Source organism: Streptomyces sp. NPDC037271 (genome assembly GCF_055603605.1).
The window spans coordinates 1-19,680 of record NZ_JBVJVN010000029.1; the positions used below are offsets into that span (position 1 = coordinate 1).

The window sequence follows — 19,680 nt, forward strand, 5'->3', positions numbered from 1 at the left end:
CCCCCCCCCCCCCCCCCCCCCCCCCCCCCCCCCCCCCCCCCCCCCCCCCCCCCCCCCCCCCCCCCCCCCCCCCCCCCCCCCCCCCCCCGGGCCCGAGCTCCCTGTGCGCGCGCCCTGGCGTCCTTCCGCCCCCTGCCCCGCTGCCTGCTGCGTTGTCCACCGGCCCGGCCGCGGGCGCACGCACGCACGCCCGCCGGTCCGGGCGAGGGGGCGGAACGCCGGCGGGCGCAGGGCGAAGCAGTGCCTGCCCGGCCTCACGCGCGGCGCGCGGACCGTCTGCTCGGCCCTGCGTGTGGCGCGTGGACCGTCTGCCCGGCCTCACGCCCGGCGCGCGGACCCTCTGCCCAGCCCCCCCGTGCGGCGCGTGAACCGCGGGGCGGTGCCGCGTCACGCTCGGGGGCCCCAGCTCCGCACCAGCCGGAAGAACGCCTCCTCGTTCCCCGCCAGCCCCGCGGCCGCCAGCGCCTGTTCCGCCTCGGCCAGGACGGAGGGCGGCACGACGGGCGGACGAGCGGCGTCGGCCGGTCCCGGCGCGGTGTCGAATCCGGCCCGCACGGTGTGCAGGAGCCGCAGGTAGGCCTGAACGGCGGTGCGCTCGTGGTCGGTCAGTACGGCGATGGTCATCGGTCGGCTCTCCCCACAACGACGTCAGCGGTCACGCGTCCCCGCACGGCGGGGGCACACACCCAGCTTGCCGCCCACCACTGACAATTCCCCCGAGCCGCGCCCGCCCGCCGCCCGGCACGAGCCGATCGAGCCATCAGCCCAGGTAGCCCAGCGACGCCCCGATCCGCCCGGCCAGGTGGTCCCGCTGCACCGGTCCGCGCAGTGACGAACCGGCCAGCCACGTCCGGCACTTGCTGGCCAGCAGCAGTCCGAAGGCCTCTGCCTCCTTCTCGTCGGCGAGGTCGAAGCGGGAACGCGCGGCGACGGTGCGTACGGTCGCGCGCAGCGCTTCCTCGTCCCGGTCCGGGCCGTCTCCGGCGAGGAGCCGGGCCGCGACCGCGGTGCCCTCGACGTGGTGGCCGCGGTGCCCGGCCTTCATGTGCCACAGCTCGTGCCCCAGGATCACCAACTGGTGGTCGGGCGCGGTGCGTTCCTCGACGACGACCAGGTCCTGGTCGGCCATGTCGAGCCACAGGCCGCTGGCCGTCCCGGGCGGGAAGGCGGCCATCCGGAACAGCACCGGCCGGCCCCGCCGTCTGCTCATCGCCTCGCACAGCGCGGCGTACAGTTCGGCCGGCCGCGCCGGGGCGGGAAGCGTCAGCTCCTCGACCAGCTCGCCGCACAGGCGGCGCATCTCCTTACCGATGCCCACGTCTCTCCCCAGGCTCACGACTCGGGCCGCTTGACGCTCTCCAGGAGCATGTCCAGCCACTCGGCGACCTTGTCGCGGTGCTGGTCGGTGGGCAGTTGAGCGGCCCGCCAGGCGATGCCGCGCACGCCGTGGTCCTGCAACAGCCGCTCCAGCGGGTCGCTGTCGGCGGCTGCCGCCTCCCGCTCCCGGCCGGCGAGCTGCTGCAGCAGTTCCTGTTCGGTGTGCTGCAGGGCGCCCGCGAGCGCCTCGGGGTCCTCGGCGGTGAGGAACCCGGCGTGCACCCGGAAGAAGCGCTGGATGGCGTCGCAGTGCTCCATGGTGGGCCGCCGGTCGCCGTTGATGAGGGCGCCCGCCTGCTGCCGGGACATGCCGGCGCCGTCGGCGATCTCCTGCTGGGTGTACTTGCGGCCGTTCGGCTTCACCCGAGTGCGGCGCAGCAGGTCCAGGCGCTGCACGAACCGGGCCTGCACATCGGGTTCACCCGCCGGCCGGCCGGCCAGCAGGGCCCCCACCACGCGCTCGGGCACGCCGGAGGCCGCGGACAGGCGGCCGACGTCGAAGACCTCGGCGTGCGGCACGCCGAGCCGGTCCGCGAGTGCGGTGACGCGGGCGACGACGGCGGGCAGCGCGGTGGTCGGCACGGCGCACGGACCCTCGAAGCCCCCCGCCACCGACAGCTCTTCTACGTCTTTCACAGGCCTCACAGGCTTCTCACAAGCGGTTGCCGTGAACTTCCGGGAGAGTAGCGTGCCGCTCGAACTCACATCCAGGTCTCGCCACAACTGTGGCCAGTTTCAGCCGTCAACAGGCACGAAATGCCACGATAGTTGACACGCCTCTGTCGGGGCACCAGGATCGGGACGCCGCGAGAAGGCCGCATAGGCAAGAGGGGTGACCTCCCGATGGCATTTCAGGCAGGAGGGCAGCGGCCGGCGCCGCCGCCCGCCCCCGCGACCTCCGGGGCCCAGGCGTACCTCCAGGACTACACCGCGCTCCTGGAGGGCGTTCCCTTTCCGTCCCTCGTCGTCGACCGCCGCTGGGACGTGGTGCTCTGCAACGGTGCCTTCCGGACACTCTTCCGGGGGGCCGGACCGCATCCGACGGCCATGCCGGGCGACAACTTCCTCAGGTTCGTCCTCTTCCACCCGGACGCGTCCGCGGTCCTCGGGGAGCACGAGTCGAGCTGGTGCCTGCCGATGCTGGCGCACTTCGCCGCCGCCCTGGAGCGGTACGGCCACGATCCCGGCCTGCAGGCCGTCCGGCGTGACATCGCGCAGGACCCGATCATGGAGGCCGCCTACCGCCAGGGCCTGCCGCACTGGATCCGGGCCGTCGGCGCGGAGGCCGTCGAACACGACGGTGCCGTACGGCCGCTGCACCACCCCGACCCGCGCTGGGGCGACACCGACTGCCGGATCGTGATCGAAACCTCCCGGACGCTGGAGGAGCTGGGCTACACCCGTCTGACGCTGGTCCTGCGCGAGCGGCGCCGCACCCCGTACCGCCCCGCGCGCCGCACCGCCGCCCACCTGAGAGTGGTCCCCGCCCCCGAGTGACCCACCGCCGAGCGGCCGTCGGCCCGGTCCGCGGGTACGCCACCCGCCCGGGGCTCGACGCGGCTGCCCGGCGGCCTGGTCAGTGCGGGGGAGGCGAGTCCGTCTTCGTCACCCCCGCCTCGCGTTTCGCCGCCTGGATCTCCTGGTACACATGGGTGCGCAGTGCGGCGAAGCGCGGGTCCGCCCGCGTGTGCGCCTGGTCCCGTTCGTCCGGCAGCCCGACCTCGAGCCGCTCTCGCACGACGGTGGGGGAGGCGGACAGCACCACCACTCGTTCGCCCAGGTAGACGGCCTCGTCGATGTCGTGGGTGACGAACAGGACGGTGATCCCGCGCTCCCGCCACAACCGCCGTACCAGGTCCTCCAGGTCGGCACGGGTCTGCGCGTCGACCGCCGCGAACGGCTCGTCCATCAGCAGCACCTCGGGCTCGTACGCCAGGGCCCGCGCGATGGCCACCCGCTGCTGCATGCCGCCGGACAGCTGCCACGGGTAGGCCCCGGCGGCGTCCGCGAGGCCGACGGAGGCGAGGGAGTCCGCGACCAGCTCCCGGCGCCGGGGCCTGCTCAGGCCCTTCTGCCGCAGGGGGAGTTCGACGTTCTCACCGACCCGCATCCAGGGGAACAGGCTGCGCCCGTACTCTTGGAAGACGAACGCCATCCCGGGCGGCGGCCCGTCCACCCTCCGGCCGGCCAGGAACACCTCACCGGCCGTCGGGGCGAGCAGTCCCCCCACGCACTTCAGCAACGTCGTCTTGCCGCAGCCCGACGGGCCGACCAGACAGACCAGTTCCCCGGCCGCCACGGTGAAGGTCAGGTCGCGCACCGCCTCCACGCGCCGCCCCGACCCCTCGTACACCTTCTTCAGGCCGCGTACGTCGAGCATGGACCGCCCTTTCAGGAGCGTCACCCGGACCGCCGGGCGGCGGCGCGCAGGCCGTGGTACCAGCCGAGCACCCGCCGCTCGACCAGCTGGAAGAGGACCGAGAGCACGAAGCCGAGCAGACCGAGCAGCAGGATGCCGGTCCACATGCCGGGGATGGCGAAGGAGCGCTGGAACTGCACGATGGTGAAACCGAGCCCGTTGCTGGCGGCGAACATCTCGCTGATCACCATCAGGATGATGCCGACCGACAGCGCCTGGCGCAGACCCGCGAAGATCTGCGGGCTCGCCGAGCGCAGTACGACGTGCCGCAGCCACGCCACGCCCGTGATGCCGTAGGAGCGGGCCGTCTCAGCCGTCACCGCGTCGACCGCCCGGACCCCCTCGACCGTGTTGAGCAGTACCGGCCACACACAGCCGGCGGCGATGACGACGATCTTCATCGTGTCGCCGATGCCCGCGAACAGCATGATCACCGGTACGAGCACCGGCGGCGGCACCGCCCGCAGGAACTCCAGCACCGGCTCGCACACCGCCCGGACCCGCCGGTAGGAGCCGACGAGCGTGCCGAGCGCGACACCGGCGACGGCCGCGAGCGCGTAGCCGGCCGCGAGCCTGAGCATGCTGGGCAGCACGTCCGCGCGCCACCGCTCGCCGGTCCACACCTGCGGGAAGGTCTCCAGGATCGTGCCGAGCGGCGGCCAGTACACGTTCTCGCTGCCGGCCGACGCCGCCCACCAGGCGGCCACCAGCGCGACGGGCAGCGCGAGCACGAACACCAGTCGCAGCAGCGCCCGCCTCACACCGCCACCTCCCCGCGCACCGACTGGTGCCAGGCCAGCGCCCGCCGTTCCACCGACCGGGCCCCGACGTTGATCAGCAGCCCGAGCAGACCCGAGACGACGATCAGCGCGTACATCTCGGGCACGGCCTGCGAGGTCTGCGCGACGGCGATCCGCGCGCCCAGCCCCGGTGCCCCGATGACGAGTTCGGCGGTGATGGCCAGGATCAGCGCGACGGCCGCCGCCAGTCGCACGCCCGTCATGACGTACGGCAGCGCGGTCGGCCACAGCACGTGCCGGATGCGCGCCCAGGTGCCCAGACCGTACGACCGCGCCGTCTCCTCGGCGACCGGGTCGACGTCCTGGACGCCGTACAGCACCTGGATCAGTACCTGCCAGAAGGCGGCGTAGACGACCAGGAGCAGCACCGACCCCAGCTCGGTGCCGTACAGCAGCACCGCCAGGGGGATCAGCGCGACCGACGGGATCGGGCGCAGGAACTCGATCGTGGACGCCGTCGCCTCGCGCAGATACGGCACCACCGCGAGGAGTAGCCCCACGACGATCCCGGCGCCGACCGCGAGGGCCAGGCCCAGCACCCAGCCGGTGAGGGTGTCGCCGAGCGCCGCCCAGAAGGCGCCGTCCGCCACCTCCGTGGCGAGCGCGCCGGCGATGCGGCTGGTCGGCGGGAAGTACGCCTCCTCGACCAGGCCGAGGCGGGGTACCGCCTCGCCCAGGGCGAGGAAGGCCGCGAGGCCGGCCGCGCCCAGCGCGGCGTTCGTCCCCTTCACGGCAGCAGCGCGTCCAGGTCGGGGAACCGTTCGAACAGGCCGTCCGCGTAACCGAGTTTCGCCAGCGCCGTGAGGGAGGAGCGGTCCGGCTCGGCCGGCCACTTCGGCAGGGTCACCTTCGCCAGCACGTCCGCCGGGATCTTGGTGTACGTGGTGACGGTCTCGCGGACCTCGTCGGGGTGCGCGTCGGCGTACGCGAGGGACTCGGCGGTGGCCTCCTGGAACCTCTTCACCACCTCCGGGTTCTCCCGCGCGTACCGGGTGGAGGTGAAGTACATGGCGACCGTCAGCTTCGGAGCGACGTCGACCATGGGGGAGGCGATCTCCCGGCCGCCCTGGCTCTTGACCGTGGCCAGCGCCGGTTCCACCACCATCGCCGCGTCGATCCGGCCGCCGTCGAGCGCGGCCGGCATCTGGTCGAAGGCCAGCTCGACGAAGTCCACCTTGTCGGGGTCGCCGCCCGCGGCGCCGACCGAGGCGCGCACCGCGGTCTCGTTGATGTTCTTCAGGGTGTTGATGGCGACCTTCTTGCCCTCCAGCTCCTTCGCCGACTTGATCGGGCTGTCGCCCCTGACGGTGAGCGCCTCGAAGTCCTCGCCCACCACGCCGGTCGAGGCGATGCCGTTGGCCACCGCCTTGACGGGCACGTCGTTGGACTGGGCGATCATGAGGGAGGTCATGTTGCTGAAGCCGAACTCGAACTGGCCGCTGACCACTCCGGGCACGATCGCCGCGCCGCCCTGCGCGCTGGAGAAGGACAGTTCCAGCCCGCGCTCCTCGAAGAACCCCTTCTTCCGACCCAGGTAGAGGGGTGCGACATCGACGATGGGGATGAGTCCCACCTCGACGGTGGTGGTGCCACCGGACGCACCGGCGCCGTCCGGCCCGCCGGAACCGGACGAGCCGCACGCCGTCGCGGCGGCCAGGACGGAGACGGCCGTGAGGCCGACGAACAGACGACGCATGAACTCCCCCTGTGGGACCGGACCAGGTACTCCGACAGGCTGTGCGCAGACAGTACGGATGTGCTCAGCGAGAACGTGTTCAGCGGGAACGTAGGGCCCGTGCGGAGTCCGGGTCAATGCCCCTGCCGAGATGGGCCGTTGAGGATTCAACCGCGAGTCGTCGACAGCACGGGACGCGCACTCGTAGCGTGCGCGCACCGCGTACGGTCGTTCGTACCGTACGTCCTGCCGTGAGGCTCTTGCCGGAGGCCAGACGCCCTATGCAGCCCGCGCACCGCACTTCGTGAGGTCCTTCGAACGGGGCCCCGCCGTCATCCGGGTCTTCGGCGCCGAGCACCCGGCGCTGACCCTGAGCGAGGTCGCCCGCGCCTGCGGGCCGCCCCGCGCCGCGGCCCGCCGCTTCCTGCTCACCCTGGCCGGCCTCGGCTACGTCCACACCGACGGCCGGCTCTTCCGCCTCACCCCGCGCGTCGTGGAGCTCGGCCTCAGGTCCGTCGCCGCGCGGTGCGGGGCCGCGACGGCGAGGTGGTGGCCGGCGTGAACATCGCGGTGCACGCCGGCCGCAACTCCCTGGAGTCCGTGCGCCGGGACCTGCTGCCGCACCTCCTCGCCACCGCCGCCCGGATCGACGCGGACCTCAGGATCACCGGCCCCGGGATCACAGGTCCAGGACGAGCCGCCGGCCACGGCAGCGGGACACGCAGATGAGCATGGTCTCCCCCGCGGCCCGCTCCTCGTCGGTGAGCACCGAGTCCCGGTGGTCCGGTTCGCCCTCGACGACGTCGGTCTCGCAGGTGCCGCAGGTGCCTTCCGTGCACGAGTAGAGCACCTCGACGCCGGCCGTGCGGACGGCGTCCAGGACCGAGACGCCGGGTGGTACGGCGACCGTGCGCCCGCTGCGCGCGAGCACGACCTCGAACTCGGCCTCCGGGCCGCTCGCCGCCGCCTCCTTCGGGCGGAACCGCTCCAGGCGCAGCACCCCCGCCGGGCAGCGCGCCTCGACCGCGTCCAGCAGCGGCGCGGGTCCGCAGCAGTAGACGAGGGTGCCCTCGGGGACGTCGTCGAGCACGGAGGCGAGGTCCAGCAGTCCCGACTCGTCCTCGGGGGCGATCGTGACCCGGTCGCCGTACCGCTCCAGCTCCCCGGTGAACGCCATGGAGTTCCGGGTCCGTCCGCCGTACAGCAGGGTCCACTCGGCGCCCGCCGCCTCGGCGGCTGCCAGCATCGGCAGGATCGGGGTGACGCCGATGCCGCCCGCGACGAAGCGGTACCGGGCGGCCGGCTCCAGCGGGAAGTGGTTGCGGGGCCCCCGTACCCGGACCTTGCCGCCGGACCGCAACTCGGCGTGCACGTAGGCGGACCCTCCCCGACCCTCGGCCTCGCGGAGGACGGCGATCCGCCACACCTGCCGGTCGGCCGGGTCGCCGCACAGCGAGTACTGCCGTTCCAGGCCCGGGCCGAGGACGACGTCGATGTGGGCGCCGGGCTCCCAGGCGGGCAGCGGTTCGCCCAGCGGATGGCGCAGGGTGAGGGCGAGCACGCCGTCGGCCGCGGTCTCCCGGCGGTCGACGACGAGTTCGGCTTCGTACGGGTTCATGAGCCGTCTCCCCGGTGCTTTCGCTGCGGGAGGCCCTGCGGGAGGCCCTGCGGGGGTCCTTGCGGGTGTCCTTGTGGGTGGGCGAGCATCCAGTCCCACATGGCGACGGGGTCCTCGGCGGTGTGCTCGGCACCGCAGTGGCAGGTGCCGTGCAGGACGTCGGTGCCCGGCAGCCAGTCGACGCGGTAGACCTCGCCGGTGCGCCCGCTCACCGGGCCGCCCGTTCCACGGGCTTGTCGCCCTCCTCGGCCAGCCGGGCGAGGATGCGGCGGGCGGCCAGGCCGCCGGTGTCGATGTTGATGCTCAGCTCCTGGTAGCCGGTGCGCTCGGAGCCGAGCGTGCGCTGGAGCAGGTTGAGCGCGTCGACGTCCTGCATGACGACCGTGCGGTTGTTCTCCCGCAGGAACTCGGTGACCTCGGCGTCGTCCGTCGCCCAGTCCCGCGAGACCGCCCAGAAGTCGTACACCCTGCCCTCGCCGGACGGTGTGATGGCGTACGTGATCTCGGTGTGGAAGCCGTTCGGATCGCTGCCGTCCGCCTCGGGCACCGCACCGGTGGGGGCGACCCGGCTGTGCAGCAGGTACAGACAGGGCGCGTGGTACTCGATGTCCTGCCACCGGTCGATGCGTCCGCTGATGCCGGTCGACCTGGCGTAGAACGGCGGGCACTCGGCGTCGTCCATGTGCCGGCTCACCCGGACGATGCCGGCGCCCTCGTCGACCTCCGTGGTGATCGGCGTCTCGGCGACCTCGGGCGTGCCGATGTAACCACCGTGCAGATACGTCTCGTGGGAGAGGTCGAGGAGGTTGTCGACCAGCAGCCCGTAGTCGGCGTCGATCGGCTCCATGCCCCGGACCGTGACCCAGCCGGGGGAGTCCAGGTGCCGGGCCCGCGGCACGGCCCCGGCGTCGGCCAGTGCCGGGTCGCCGATCCACACCCACACCAGGGAGTCCCGCTCCGCCACCGGATAGGAGGCGACGCGGGCGGTGCGCGGGACGCGTTTCTGGCCCGGCACGTACACGCAGGTGCCGGTCGTGTCGTACGTGAACCCGTGGTACCCGCACACGATCCGGTCGCCGTCGAGCCGCGTCGGCGCCTCGGACAGCGGGTAGCGGCGGTGCACGCAGCGGTCGTGCAGAACGACCGGAGTCCCGTCCTCCTCGGTGCGGTAGAGGACGAGCGGCTCACCGAGGACCGTGCGTCCCAGCAGTTCGCGGCCGACCTCTTGGCTGTAGGCGGCGACGTACCACTGGTTCCTGGCGAAGGCGGTCATGTGCGGCATCGTTGCGGCTCCCGTCCGTCGTGGGTGGTGGCATCGTCGGCGAGGACGTCGCGGGCGGGCAACGCTCCTTCCGCCTCACGGAAGGGGTTCCACGGGGACTGTCGGTGGGTGCCCCTAGTCTTTCGCCAACGTTACAGCGGGGCACGCCGATTGGGGCCGCCTCGGGCGCTGTGCCGTGTTCCGAGCGGTGGGAGAGGCGAAGAACCTATGGGTTGGCTGGCAGCGGGCGGCACCTACGAAGTCGCGCTGGTGGATGGACGGGTGGTGGCCCGGACCGCGCCGGGAGGGGCCCCGGCCGGGCGGGAGGGCAAGCAGGAGGGAACCCTGCCGGCGGAGATCCGGGACCGCCCCGAAGTCGTCGAACTCCAGCGCTTCGCCGAGTGGCTGGACCGGCACGCGGCCGAGTGCGCGGCGCAGGTCACCAACTGGATGGTGTCCTCGCTGCCGGTGCCGACCGGCCTGCTGGCCCGGGTCTGGCCCGACGAGGCATGGCAGGCGGCGCTCCGCGACATCGTCATCGTCGGTGCCACCCCACAAGAGGCCGGCTTCCTGCGCGACGCGGACGACTCGGGTGAACTGCGGGTGGTGAACCTGGACGGCGAGACCATCCGCCTGGCGGCCCGGACGGTGACCATGCCCCACCCGGTCCTCCTCCCCGATCTCGAGGAACTCCGCCTGTTCGCGGCGAAGTTGGGGGTGGTCCAGGGTGTCGAACAGATTCACCGGGCCACCTGGAGCAAACCCGCCGACGGGACCGACGGCGGGGCCCGCGGGGTCACCGAATTCGCCAACGCCGAGTACCGCTCGTGGTTCCACCTCTCCTCCCGTGCCACGTCCCTCGGCTACAAGATCTCCGGCAGCAGCGTCGTCGACAGGATCCGGGACGCCGGGCGCGTCTTCACCGCCACGGTCGGCATGAGCGATCCCTACACCGAGGAGAAGGCCTGGACCGGCAGCCTGACCTGGAGCGACGAGGACGGGCACCGGTGCCTGCCGCTGACCGAGGTCGGCCCCGTGGCCTGGTCCGAGGGCATGCGCATGGCCGCGGCGCTGCACGCCGGCCGCACCGTGACCACGGACGGCGCCGAGTGAACGGCAGCGGTACGCACACCCACGAAAGGCACGCGAGCATGAGCGACGGTACGACACGGGACGGGGCGACGGCAGAGGTGGAGGAGCTGCTGCGCGCCGGTGCGGTACTGCCGCCGGGCACCACCGGAGGAGGCGACCGGGCCGTGCCCGTGTTCGCCCGGGCCTACCGGCATCCGGGTCTGGACGGCCGGACCGTGGTGCGCCTGATCGCCGAGGACGGGACCGGGGACCCGGACACCGGCTTCCTCGGACTCGAGCCGGAGGGCGAGCCGGTGGAGGTCGGTGTCGGGCAGCACCGGGCCATGGGCTTCCCCGAATGGGTGCTGGCCCGCCACCCCTCGGACGGACACCTGGCGATGTCCCTGGTCGAGGAGATGAACAAGGTCGCGCGGCTGGTGAGATCCCGGGCGAAGAAGGCCCGCGCCACCTACGAGTCGATCGGCGAACGGCTCGCGGGCTCCGTACCGCACTTCCTGCCGACCTTCTACGAGCAGGCCGGCCGGGTGTTCCTGGGGGCCGACCAGACGGCCTACGCGACCCAGATGTTCGTCAACGCCCGCAAGGCCGAGACGGCACACGCGCTGCCGTTCGACGAGGCGCGCATGGACGCGGTGTTCCTCGAGTTCGCCCTGGCCCGTGCCGTGCCGACGAAGATCCTCTCCAGCTACGCCAAGGGGCTGTCGTCCCGGGTACCGGCCGAGACGGCCTTCCGGCACCTGCGCGGGCTCTTCGTCCGGCTCGCCGCGCACGGCGTGCCGCCGTCCAGTCCGGGCGCGGCCGACCTGCGCCGACTGGCGAAGGCGGTCGCGGGCAGGAACGCGCTCGCCGAGGAGATGGCCTACCTCCGCGAGATGCTGCCGCTGCCCGGCACGGTCAAGGCACCGCCCGGTTGGTGGAAGGCCCACCGGGCCGCCCTGCTGGAACTGGCCCGGCGGGAGCCCGCCGTCCGCGGCACCCTGCTCGGGTTGCTGCCGACGGAGTGGGAGCGGGACGAGCTGCCCCAGTGGCTGGCCCTGCTGGAGGACGCCGGAGCCACCGCCGGGCTGTGCGACACCAGGCTGCCCGCCGAGGCCCGGTCCCCCGACGGCACGGTCGGATGGACGCGCAGGGTCGTCGCGCTGTGCGGTGCCGACGGCCATCGCGCCGCACCGCCGGAGCTGTACCCGCTCGTCGACCGCATGGCCGACGCGCTGCGCGCCGAACTCCGGGCTCAGGGAGACACCTTCGAGCCGCCGGTCGGCGATGTGGACCTGCTCGACCAGCTGCTGTCCCTGGACATACCGGTGGCGGAACCCGGCGACGGCCAGCGGCTCGCGCTGAGTACGTGGGCGGCCCGCGAGCACCGTCGGGACCTCCTGGCGCTGGCAGCCGACGCCCGTTTCCGTCCGGCGTTCCGGCGCGGCTGTCCCGACGGGCACTGGGGCAACAGCGAGGAGACCGTCGTCAACCTGGCCGCGTCCCCCGGCGGGCGTCCGATGCTCGCCCCATGGGTGGCAGAGGCCGCCCGCAAGTACCTCACCGGCGAACTGGCCGAGTTCCTCGGCTACTCCGGCCCGCTGCGCACGCTGTCCTGGCTGCCGGGAGAGGCGCTGGCCGTCGCCGCCGACGAGGTGCGGGAAGCCCTGGCCACCGGCGTCGCACCCGCGCTGGCCCGCACCCTGCGCACCGGCGTCCTCGACGAGCTGGGCTGGCCCGCCTGGGAGGAAGCCCTGCGATCCCCCGCCTCGCGGGAGAAGAACCGGGGGATCAGGGTCATCGACGGCTGGCCGTACCTCATCGTCATGTCGGGCGACGAGGTACGGGTGATCGGGGCGGAGGGCACGGTTCTCGCATGCGAGCCGAGCCTCCCGGCCCCTTCGGACCTGTTCGGGTCGTTCACCTGCCAGTACGTGGACGGCGGGCTGCTCGTCTGGTGGCGACTGTCCTCCACGGTCGGCTCCACCCTCACCTGGCAGGGGTACTGGCACGACAGCACCGACTCGCCGCGCATGGCGGTCGAGGGTGACGTCCACGCCTGGTGGCCGTGCGAGGTGGACGGGAGCGGAGGAGTCAACGGCGGTATGGCCCCCGCGTCCCTTCCCCTTCCCGGAGGCGGCCGGACCACCGGTCTCGGGGTGCTGCGCCGAGGGGACGCCTTCGTACCGGAAACGCGGCGGGTGATCAGCGACGGCACGGCGTACTGGGTGTGGGCCAAGGAGGACGGGGAGAAGGAGCGGTACACCTGGCGCGCGTACGACCCGGTCGGCGACACCCTGGGCGAACCCGGCGCACCGGAGTGGATCGAGGGGGCGCTGAACACCGCCCCGGAGGGAAGCACCCTCGGGAACGCCTGGCTGCTGCCCGCCCCGTCCGCCGTACCGGGCCCGGTGTGCGCCCCGGTGGACGGCGTGCTCGGCTGGCGTGTGGTGACCCTCCCCGACGGCTCGCGGCGGGGCGAGGACCTGGCCGGACGCGCGGTCGTCGTGCCGCCCGCGGTGGGCGCGGACCCCGAGCACGCGCTGGTCTTTCCCGGCGCCGACCGGCCGTTGACCGTGATCTCCAGGTCCCGCACGGTCCAACTGCTCGACACCGACGGCGTGCTGGTCGCCGAGAGCGGGAGCGGCTACAAGGCGGGCCCCTTCCACGCGGGTACGGCCCTGCTTCCGCACCTGCGCTACTGGCACCTCCTCCAGCCGCGCGACCCGCAGGGGTCCGCCGCGCTGCGTCAGGTCGGCGAGGACACCGCGGCGGCACTCCTGGCAGGGGCCGTGGCCGCGCTGGACGCCGAGAACGACGACGAGCCGGGGAAGGAACGGGCCGGGACGGACGGCCGGGACGCGGTGTCCGACCTGGTCCGCACGCTCCTGCCGGAGGTCGGCCACGAGGCGCTGCGCGCGGGCATCACCGGGGTGGTGCGGTTCGCCGCCGAGCAGCAGCGCACCCTGGACGCGGCGCTGGCCCGGCTCGACTCCGCGATCGCCGGAGTCGTCCCGCAGGAACCGCGGCCCGAGGTGGGAGACGAGCTGCTCGAGGCGGCGGTGAACGGCGTCGGCCTGACCGGCCGGGGCTGGCGCCCCCATTACTGGGCCAGCGAACACCACCTCTACGACCTGCCGCGCCTGCTGGGCCGGTCCATGCGGAGCGCGGCCGAGCCGGCGCCCGCGGGCCGGATCCACCAAGAGCTGACCGGGCAGAAGTCGCTGGAGAAGATCGACGCCTTGGCCCTGCCCGAGCTGCCCGCGATACTCGCCCTGCGAGCCGGTTCGGTGCCCGTCCTGGAGGAGCACCGGCAGGCACTGGACGCGTACCTCGCGGAGTTCGACGCGCAGGAACTCACGGACCTGGACCCGGGCCACTGGCGCCGCGTCCGGCTGCGGCTGGACAGGAGCCTGTTCGAGGGGCCCCACGCCGTGCGGGGCGGCACGAACGAGACCGTGCTCCCCCTCGACGGCGGTGCGTTCCTGCTCTTTCCCCACCGCGCGTTCGACTTCCTCGGCGAATGGGACTTGGAGGACGACCCCACGGGCCATCGCTACGGAGCGGTCTTCCATGATCCGTCCGGCCGGTTCGAGGTACCCGCGCCCTACACCCTGGTCGCCGCGGGGCCGTTCGTGCCGGAGCGGACGCGAGCTCCCGGCTGGGCGGCGGCGTTCCGCGCCGAGCTCGCCGAGCGCGGCCCGGCACCCTGGTTCCCGGCGGCTGCCGAGGAGTTCGCGCGACTCACCGGTGTCACCCCGACCATGGCCCGGCTGGTGGTCGCGGGTATGCCCATGGTCGACGACAAGCGCGAGGCGGTGCCCTCCGCGACGCTCAAGGCGATCGGAGTGAAGGCGGCCGACGCGCGCGTGGCCAAGGACGAACTGCGTTCCCTCGACGCGGGCGCCCGGCAGGCCGTCGTGGCGGCGCTCCTGCCCGCCGAGCCGACGCGGCTGTGGACGGACGGCCCCGACGCCGCCCGCGCCGCCGAGGTCTGGAACGAGCGGCTGGGCCGGCGCACACCCGTCCGCGAGGAGGTGCTGCACGACGCGGCCCGCACCGTGGTGTCCCCGGGATGGGCACCGCCCGCAGCCCTGCACGGCTTCGTCGACATGGCCACCGAGCCCCGCCTGACACGGGACCTGACCTGGCAGCTCGGCCCTTACTCCGTCCAATCCGCCGAGAAGACACCCGGCTTCGACAACAACGTCCTCAAGGGTTCGGTGGCCCTCGCCGCGTGGCTCGCCCACCGGCTCCCGTCCGGCGACCCGGTCCGCGCCACCCTGCCCGGCGTACTGAGCGCGCTGCGCGACCGGCTGGCCCATCCGGGCCTGCTGATCGCTCTCGACCGGCGGACCGAGTGGGAGCCGTTCCGGCGGGCCGCCGGAGATCCCACGGAGACCGGCGAGGACTTCGTGCGCTACGGCGCCGTCGTGCTGGGCACCGGGGGGCCCGGACCCGTCCCCGCCATCCGGCCCGCGCTGCTGGACGCGGCCGGCAACGACCCCCACCTGACGGCGTTGTTCACGGGTGAACGACCGAACGCCCAGGAGACCGCGCTGAGCATGGTCCACGACCGGCGCTTCGCCGAACTGCTCGCCGACCCCGGCAACCCGGTGGCGGGCGAGCGCGACGCGGACGGGCTGTGGTGGCCGCAGGACCCCGCCCGGTCCGTGCCCGACCTGGTCGCCGAGGTCGCCGAGCGGTACGGCGTCGGCGAGGACGCCGCCGTCCTCTACCTGATGCTGCTCGCCATGCCGGACCCCTCCGACCGCAACACCGCGCGCTGGACCGGCTGGGGCGGGCAGCGAGGGGGAACGGCCCGGCTCCGCGCCGCCCGCGCCGAACTCGCGGCCACCGACCTCGTACTCGAGGGCAACCGCTCCAAGGCCGGACGTTCGCTGTTCCTGCCCGGCGGCTGGACCCGGCTCGGCAATCCGCACCTGCCGCTGGAGCGGTGGAAGCTGCCGATGTACGACCTGCGCGACGGCGAGAGCCCCGTACTGGGTGTCGTCGTGCCCACCCGGCCCGTCGCCGGTCTGTACCGCGAGGCCTGGCAGCGGGTCCAGGACGGGGACGGGCCGCGACTGGAGGAACTGGAGGTGCCGCGACCGCGCAAGCGCCGCCGCTGAGTTCCGCCACCGGAGGGGACGCGGCCCAGTGGCTCGCCACCGCCGTCTACCTCGCCGGGGGCGCCGAGGCGGCCCTGCGCGACGGGAGGTGGCGCGGATGAGCTCGGCGGCGGGGCCGGCGGGATTCGAACCGCGGACAGGAGAGGGGCGGGGCCCGCCCGGTCCCGTCAGTCGGCGTGCGCGGGCCTCGCCCACGTCGATCGCAATGGACCGCTCTGCCACGGCCCCGCAGCCTGCGGGCACCGCGCGCTACCGCTCCGGTCAGCGTAAGGATGCCGTCCCGTCCGGGCGACATGTCCTGTCTCCGCCCGTGGGTCACCCTCCGTGTACCGGCGACTTCCACTTCCGCGCCACCCCACCCCCCGCCACCGGAACGGGAGCGGCGCCCGTCGGACCGGGGCGGGCATGCCGGGCCGCGCGTCCGGCCCCGCGTCCGTGGCATGTCCGCCGGGCGGCCCTACAGCCGCGTCAGGTGCCCCGGCTCCGGCTGCCGGGGCACCAGCACCGGTCCCGCCTGCCTCGGCCCCGCCGCCTGTCCCACCGCTGCCGTTCCCGCAGGTTCCTGATGCGCCGCCGCCTGTCCCGTCGCCGTCCGTCGGCCGGCCGGTTCCCGTCCCGCCGCATCCGGCTCCAGTACCGGTACGGCGGCCATCGGCCCGGCGTCGGCGGGCCGCCCGGGCGCCGCCCGGCTCAGCTGGACCACGCCCCAGGCGGCCAGCGCCGCACCGGTCAGCGCGAGCAGTACCCCGCCCGCGCCGCCCCGCAGCCGCTCACCGAGCAGGGACAACCCGATCACCGCGGCGGCCAGCGGGTTGGCCAGCGTCACCACCGCCAGCGGGGCGCCGAGACCACCCCGGTACGCCGTCTGCGACAGCAGCAGCCCGCCCGCCGCGAAGGCCGCCACCAGCACCGCCACCCCGATCACCTGCACGCTGAGCAGCGGGCCCGAGCGGTCCGTGGCGGCGACCGTCACGGTCTGGGTGAGCGCCGAGGCGACTCCGGAGGCGATGCCGGACGCCGTCGCGTGCCGCAGCCCCGGCCGGGCGCCGGGCCGCGACAGCATGCCGATCAGCGCCGCCGTCGCGCCGGAGACCACCAGCGCCTCGGACACGCTCAGCACGTCGTCGGGCGCGGGACCGGACGCGGTGAGCAGCAGCGCGCCCAGCCCGAGCAGCGTCAGCCCGGTGCCTCTCCACTCGACCGCGCTCACCCGCCGGCCCGCCAGCCGCGCCCCCAGGGGCACCGCCGCGACCAGGGTGAGCGCACCGAGTGGCTGCACCACGGTCAGGGGGCCGTACTTGAGGGCCACGACATGCAGGAGCGCGGCCGCGGCGTTGAGCGCGACCGACCACCACCAGGCGCCGGTGGCCAGCATCCGCAGGGCGCCCGTGCCGGTGCTGCGGGAGGCCAGGCGCTCCTGGGCGACGGCCGCGGCGGCGTAGGCGCAGGCGGAGACCAGGGACAGCAGGACGGCGAGCAGAGCGGCGCTCATCGGCCCGCCCCCACCAGCTCGTGCCGTTCCGCCGCAGTCCCGGGCCGGAACTCCGGCCGGCGGTGCGACACGGCGCACCGGGGCCGCCGCGGCACGCGGATCACCGCGAGCGCGAGACCGAGCAGGGCCGCGGCCACGAGCACGTCGAGCCAGTAGTGGTTCGCGGTGCCCACGATCACCAGCACCGTCACCAGCGGATGCAGCAGCCACAGCCACCGCAGGCGCGACCGCGTCGCGACGATCAGACCGACCGCCAGCATCAGGGCCCAGCCGAAGTGCAGCGAGGGCATCGCCGCGAACTGGTTCGACAACTGGTCGGTGCCCGGCGGGCCGTACACCGAGGGGCCGAACACCCGGGCCGTGTCGATCAGACCGGTGGTGCCCAGCATCCGCGGCGGGGCGAGCGGGAAGAGGAGGTGCAGCACGAGCGCGGCGGCGGTCAGCGCGGCCAGTGCCCGGCGGGCCCAGACGTAATGGGCGGGCCGCCGCAGGTAGAGCCAGACCAGGAAGGCCGCGGTGGCCGGGAAGTGGACCGTGGCGTAGTAGGTGTTCGCCGCGTGTATCAGGGTGTCGCCGTGCAGGAGCAGGGACTGCACCGTGCCCTCATCGGGCAGCCGTAGCGCGCGTTCCCAGTCCCACACGTGGCGGGCGTTGCGGAAGGCCTCGGCGGTGTGGCCGGTCGCCAGCTGCCGGCCGGACTTGTACACGAGGAAGAGCCCGGCCACGAGCAGGACCTCACGGACGATCGGCGGGCGCGGGTGTGCGTCCGGTGCCGCTTCTGCAGGATCGCTGCGGGCGTTCATCCCCCGGCCCCTTCGCTGACGGTGGTGCGTGTGGCTCACGGGTACGGGGGCGTGTGACGGTTCTCATCGATACGACCTCGTTCCGATACGTCAGTGTACCGATACGCTGATGTACCGGTACACTGACGTATCGATAGACATACGACACACTGGAGTACAGGCCGCTGGAGCGCCGCTGTACCGCCGCTGGAACCGAGTGAGGAGCAGAGCCGATGACGTCGCAGGCCGCGGACCGACCGGACACGGCCGGCGCCTCGCGCCGCTCCAAGATCACGCCGGAGCGTGAGCAGGAGTTCTTCGACGCCGTGCTCGAACAGATCCGGTCCTGCGGCTACGACGCCGTCACCATGGACGGCATCGCCGCCAGCACCCGGTGCAGCAAGTCCACGCTCTACCGGCAGTGGAAGACCAAGCCGCAGTTCGTGGCCGCGGCGCTGCGTTCCCACCGCCGGGTGCGCTTCGTCGGCATCGACACCGGGTCGCTCGCCGAGGACCTGCGCCAGGCGGCCCGCGCCGCGGGTGAGGGAGCGGCCAGGGACACCGGGCTGCTCCAGGCGCTCGGCCACGCGGTCATGCAGGACCCGGAGCTCCAGTGCGCGCTGCGCGAGGCGCTCGTCGAGCCGGAGATCGCGGCGCTGAGGGAGATCCTCGACCGCGGCGTCGCCCGGGGAGAGGTCCCCGCCGGCCACCCGGCCCTGGAGTACGTGCCCGCGCAGATGTTCGGCATGCTGCGGATGCGGCCCGTGGTCGAGGGCGAACAGGCCGACGCCGCGTACCTCGTCCGGTTCGTGGAGGCCGTCGTGCTGCCGGCGCTCGGCCTCCCCTGAGACTCAGGCCGCCGTCCGTGGGATGACTGGACGGCGGCCTGCCCGCGCCGCACCGTGGGGACGGGGGCGGCGCGCACCACCGGCCGGGTGGGGCACCCTCTGAGCGGAAGGGCGCCCCACCCGGCCGACTGCTGTCCGGGGGCGGTCAGACGTCCTGCCCGTTGCCGCCGCCTCCGGAGGAGTCCGCCTCGATGCCCTTGGTGATCTCGTCGATGACGGACTGGTTCTCCCCGACGTCGACGCCGAACCGGACGACGACGATGCGCTCGGGGTCGGCGGGCGCCGGGAAGGCGAGCGATTCGACGTAGCCGTCGGCACCCTTGCCGGTGACCGCCTTCCAGCGGACCAGATAGCCCTTCTGCCCGGCGACCGTGACCGCCTCGGACGCCAGTTCCTCGTGGGAGGTGATCCCGCCGTAGGACTCGCCGCCGTAGGACTCCTCGGCGTTCGCCTCGATGTCGGCCTTCGCGACCTCCTCGGCGGTGCCGCCCTTCGTGCCCAGCACCACCGCGGGAGCCGAGTAGGCGCCGCCCTTGGTGCACGTCTTGGAGGTGTCGCCCGGGCACGGGTAGCTGTTGTCCGACGTCACCGTCGCGCCCACGGACAACCGCTGTCCGGACCAGCCGTCCGGAATGGGCAGGCTGATCCCGCTGACCGGGTCCGTCACCGATCCGCTGTCGATCGTGGGCGGTTCGGACCCGTCGGGGGAGCCGGGAGCGGACGGCTCGCCGCCCTCGCCGCCGCCCGAGTCGCCGAAGGGGTCGTCCTGGCCGCCGGGGCCGCGCCGGTCCGCCTGCGAGGACACGCTGTCGCCGCCCGAACCGTCGTCGGCCAGCACGTACACGCCGACACCGATCCCGGCCAGCACGGCCACGGCGGCGGCGACGGCTATGCCGGTGCGCAGCCGGTGCCGCCGGGCGGACGGCGGCTGGACGGGCAGCCCCGGATAGCCCGGGTGCACGGGGTACGGTGCGGGCCCGGCACCGTACGCGGGCACGCCGTCGTGCGCCGGCGGCTGTACCGGCGGTTGCCCGGGCGGCTGCGCAGGAGGCGCCCACGCGGCGGCCGGCCCCGCGGGGCGGACCTGGTCCGTCCACGCCTTGCCGTCCCACCAGCGTTCGGTGGTGGGACCGTCATTCTTCTGTCCGGGGTCCGGGTACCACCCGGGGGGAGTCACCTGCGTCATGTGCCCACCGTATGAGGCGTCG

Annotated in this window: 17 protein-coding genes and 1 pseudogene; 5 read left to right on the forward strand and 13 right to left on the reverse strand. The window is 73.8% G+C overall.

Annotated elements, in window-relative coordinates; all coding sequences use genetic code 11:
- Window positions 1–387: 387 nt before the first annotated feature.
- The 3 genes from ACZ7G3_RS31780 to ACZ7G3_RS31790 form a co-directional block, all read right to left on the reverse strand.
- A complete protein-coding gene (locus ACZ7G3_RS31780) occupies window positions 388–624 on the reverse strand; it encodes a hypothetical protein (protein ID WP_426597345.1) in 237 nt (78 codons plus the stop codon).
- Window positions 625–760: 136 nt separating this feature from the next.
- Window positions 761–1,300 carry a toxin-antitoxin system, toxin component gene (locus tag ACZ7G3_RS31785; protein WP_426517812.1) on the reverse strand — a complete coding sequence of 180 codons (540 nt, stop codon included), beginning with the start codon at window positions 1,298–1,300 and terminating at the stop codon, window positions 761–763.
- 32 nt (window positions 1,301–1,332) lie between these two features.
- Window positions 1,333–1,989: a helix-turn-helix domain-containing protein gene (locus ACZ7G3_RS31790; protein ID WP_426517810.1), complete on the reverse strand. Its 657-nt coding sequence runs from the start codon at window positions 1,987–1,989 to the stop codon at window positions 1,333–1,335.
- A gap of 231 nt (window positions 1,990–2,220) precedes the next feature.
- Here ACZ7G3_RS31790 and ACZ7G3_RS31795 point away from each other — a divergent pair, with 231 nt between their 5' ends.
- Window positions 2,221–2,874, forward strand: coding sequence for an MmyB family transcriptional regulator (locus ACZ7G3_RS31795; protein ID WP_470929793.1), 654 nt, complete (start codon window positions 2,221–2,223; stop codon window positions 2,872–2,874).
- A gap of 79 nt (window positions 2,875–2,953) precedes the next feature.
- Here the strand turns inward: ACZ7G3_RS31795 and ACZ7G3_RS31800 are convergent, their stop codons facing one another.
- From ACZ7G3_RS31800 to ACZ7G3_RS31815, 4 genes are read right to left on the reverse strand one after another with little or no spacing between them, the layout of a single operon-like run.
- Window positions 2,954–3,757: an ABC transporter ATP-binding protein gene (locus ACZ7G3_RS31800; protein WP_470929795.1), complete on the reverse strand. Its 804-nt coding sequence runs from the start codon at window positions 3,755–3,757 to the stop codon at window positions 2,954–2,956.
- A 20-nt stretch (window positions 3,758–3,777) separates the two neighbouring features.
- A complete protein-coding gene (locus tag ACZ7G3_RS31805; protein WP_470929796.1) occupies window positions 3,778–4,557 on the reverse strand; it encodes an ABC transporter permease in 780 nt (259 codons plus the stop codon).
- The gene (locus ACZ7G3_RS31810; protein WP_470929798.1) at window positions 4,554–5,327 is read right to left on the reverse strand and encodes an ABC transporter permease; all 774 of its coding nucleotides are present in this window, start codon (window positions 5,325–5,327) and stop codon (window positions 4,554–4,556) included. Before ACZ7G3_RS31810 ends, ACZ7G3_RS31805 begins: the two co-directional genes overlap by 4 nt.
- Window positions 5,324–6,292: an ABC transporter substrate-binding protein gene (locus ACZ7G3_RS31815; RefSeq protein WP_470929800.1), complete on the reverse strand. Its 969-nt coding sequence runs from the start codon at window positions 6,290–6,292 to the stop codon at window positions 5,324–5,326. The genes ACZ7G3_RS31810 and ACZ7G3_RS31815 overlap by 4 nt, the downstream gene beginning before the upstream one ends.
- 283 nt (window positions 6,293–6,575) lie before the next feature.
- On the opposite strand from ACZ7G3_RS31815, the pseudogene ACZ7G3_RS31820 reads away from it, so the two are divergent.
- Window positions 6,576–7,000: pseudogene (locus tag ACZ7G3_RS31820) on the forward strand (helix-turn-helix domain-containing protein).
- Here ACZ7G3_RS31820 and ACZ7G3_RS31825 read toward each other — a convergent pair.
- Genes ACZ7G3_RS31825 through ACZ7G3_RS31835 form a run of 3 tightly spaced genes read right to left on the reverse strand, consistent with a single transcriptional unit; the run spans window position 6,951 to window position 9,171 of the window.
- Window positions 6,951–7,889, reverse strand: coding sequence for a PDR/VanB family oxidoreductase (locus tag ACZ7G3_RS31825; protein WP_470929802.1), 939 nt, complete (start codon window positions 7,887–7,889; stop codon window positions 6,951–6,953). The pseudogene ACZ7G3_RS31820 and the gene ACZ7G3_RS31825 sit on opposite strands and share 50 nt — an antisense overlap.
- Entirely contained in the window at window positions 7,886–8,101 is a 216-nt protein-coding gene (locus ACZ7G3_RS31830) for a hypothetical protein (RefSeq protein ID WP_470929804.1), read from the reverse strand. The genes ACZ7G3_RS31825 and ACZ7G3_RS31830 overlap by 4 nt, the downstream gene beginning before the upstream one ends.
- Complete coding sequence (locus ACZ7G3_RS31835; protein WP_470929805.1) at window positions 8,098–9,171, reverse strand: aromatic ring-hydroxylating dioxygenase subunit alpha; 1,074 nt, start codon at window positions 9,169–9,171, stop codon at window positions 8,098–8,100. Before ACZ7G3_RS31835 ends, ACZ7G3_RS31830 begins: the two co-directional genes overlap by 4 nt.
- A gap of 207 nt (window positions 9,172–9,378) precedes the next feature.
- Between ACZ7G3_RS31835 and ACZ7G3_RS31840 the strand changes: the two genes are divergently transcribed.
- Together ACZ7G3_RS31840 and ACZ7G3_RS31845 are read left to right on the forward strand one after the other, a co-directional pair.
- The gene (locus ACZ7G3_RS31840; protein ID WP_470929806.1) at window positions 9,379–10,263 is read left to right on the forward strand and encodes a DUF4132 domain-containing protein; all 885 of its coding nucleotides are present in this window, start codon (window positions 9,379–9,381) and stop codon (window positions 10,261–10,263) included.
- Between the two features lie 38 nt (window positions 10,264–10,301).
- Entirely contained in the window at window positions 10,302–15,350 is a 5,049-nt protein-coding gene (locus ACZ7G3_RS31845) for a DNA-binding protein (RefSeq protein WP_470929808.1), read from the forward strand.
- Between the two features lie 457 nt (window positions 15,351–15,807).
- On the opposite strand, the gene ACZ7G3_RS31850 is transcribed toward ACZ7G3_RS31845, so the two are convergent.
- Together ACZ7G3_RS31850 and ACZ7G3_RS31855 are read right to left on the reverse strand one after the other, a co-directional pair.
- The gene (locus tag ACZ7G3_RS31850; RefSeq protein ID WP_470929810.1) at window positions 15,808–16,842 is read right to left on the reverse strand and encodes a DMT family protein; all 1,035 of its coding nucleotides are present in this window, start codon (window positions 16,840–16,842) and stop codon (window positions 15,808–15,810) included.
- A complete protein-coding gene (locus ACZ7G3_RS31855) occupies window positions 16,839–17,645 on the reverse strand; it encodes a phosphatase PAP2 family protein (RefSeq protein ID WP_470929812.1) in 807 nt (268 codons plus the stop codon). The genes ACZ7G3_RS31850 and ACZ7G3_RS31855 overlap by 4 nt, the downstream gene beginning before the upstream one ends.
- A gap of 212 nt (window positions 17,646–17,857) precedes the next feature.
- Here ACZ7G3_RS31855 and ACZ7G3_RS31860 point away from each other — a divergent pair, with 212 nt between their 5' ends.
- Window positions 17,858–18,472: a TetR/AcrR family transcriptional regulator gene (locus ACZ7G3_RS31860; RefSeq protein ID WP_426597330.1), complete on the forward strand. Its 615-nt coding sequence runs from the start codon at window positions 17,858–17,860 to the stop codon at window positions 18,470–18,472.
- Window positions 18,473–18,617: 145 nt separating this feature from the next.
- Here ACZ7G3_RS31860 and ACZ7G3_RS31865 read toward each other — a convergent pair whose 3' ends face one another.
- On the reverse strand, window positions 18,618–19,658 hold the full coding sequence (locus ACZ7G3_RS31865; protein ID WP_470929814.1) for a DUF2510 domain-containing protein: 1,041 nt from the start codon (window positions 19,656–19,658) through the stop codon (window positions 18,618–18,620).
- Window positions 19,659–19,680: the final 22 nt, after the last annotated feature.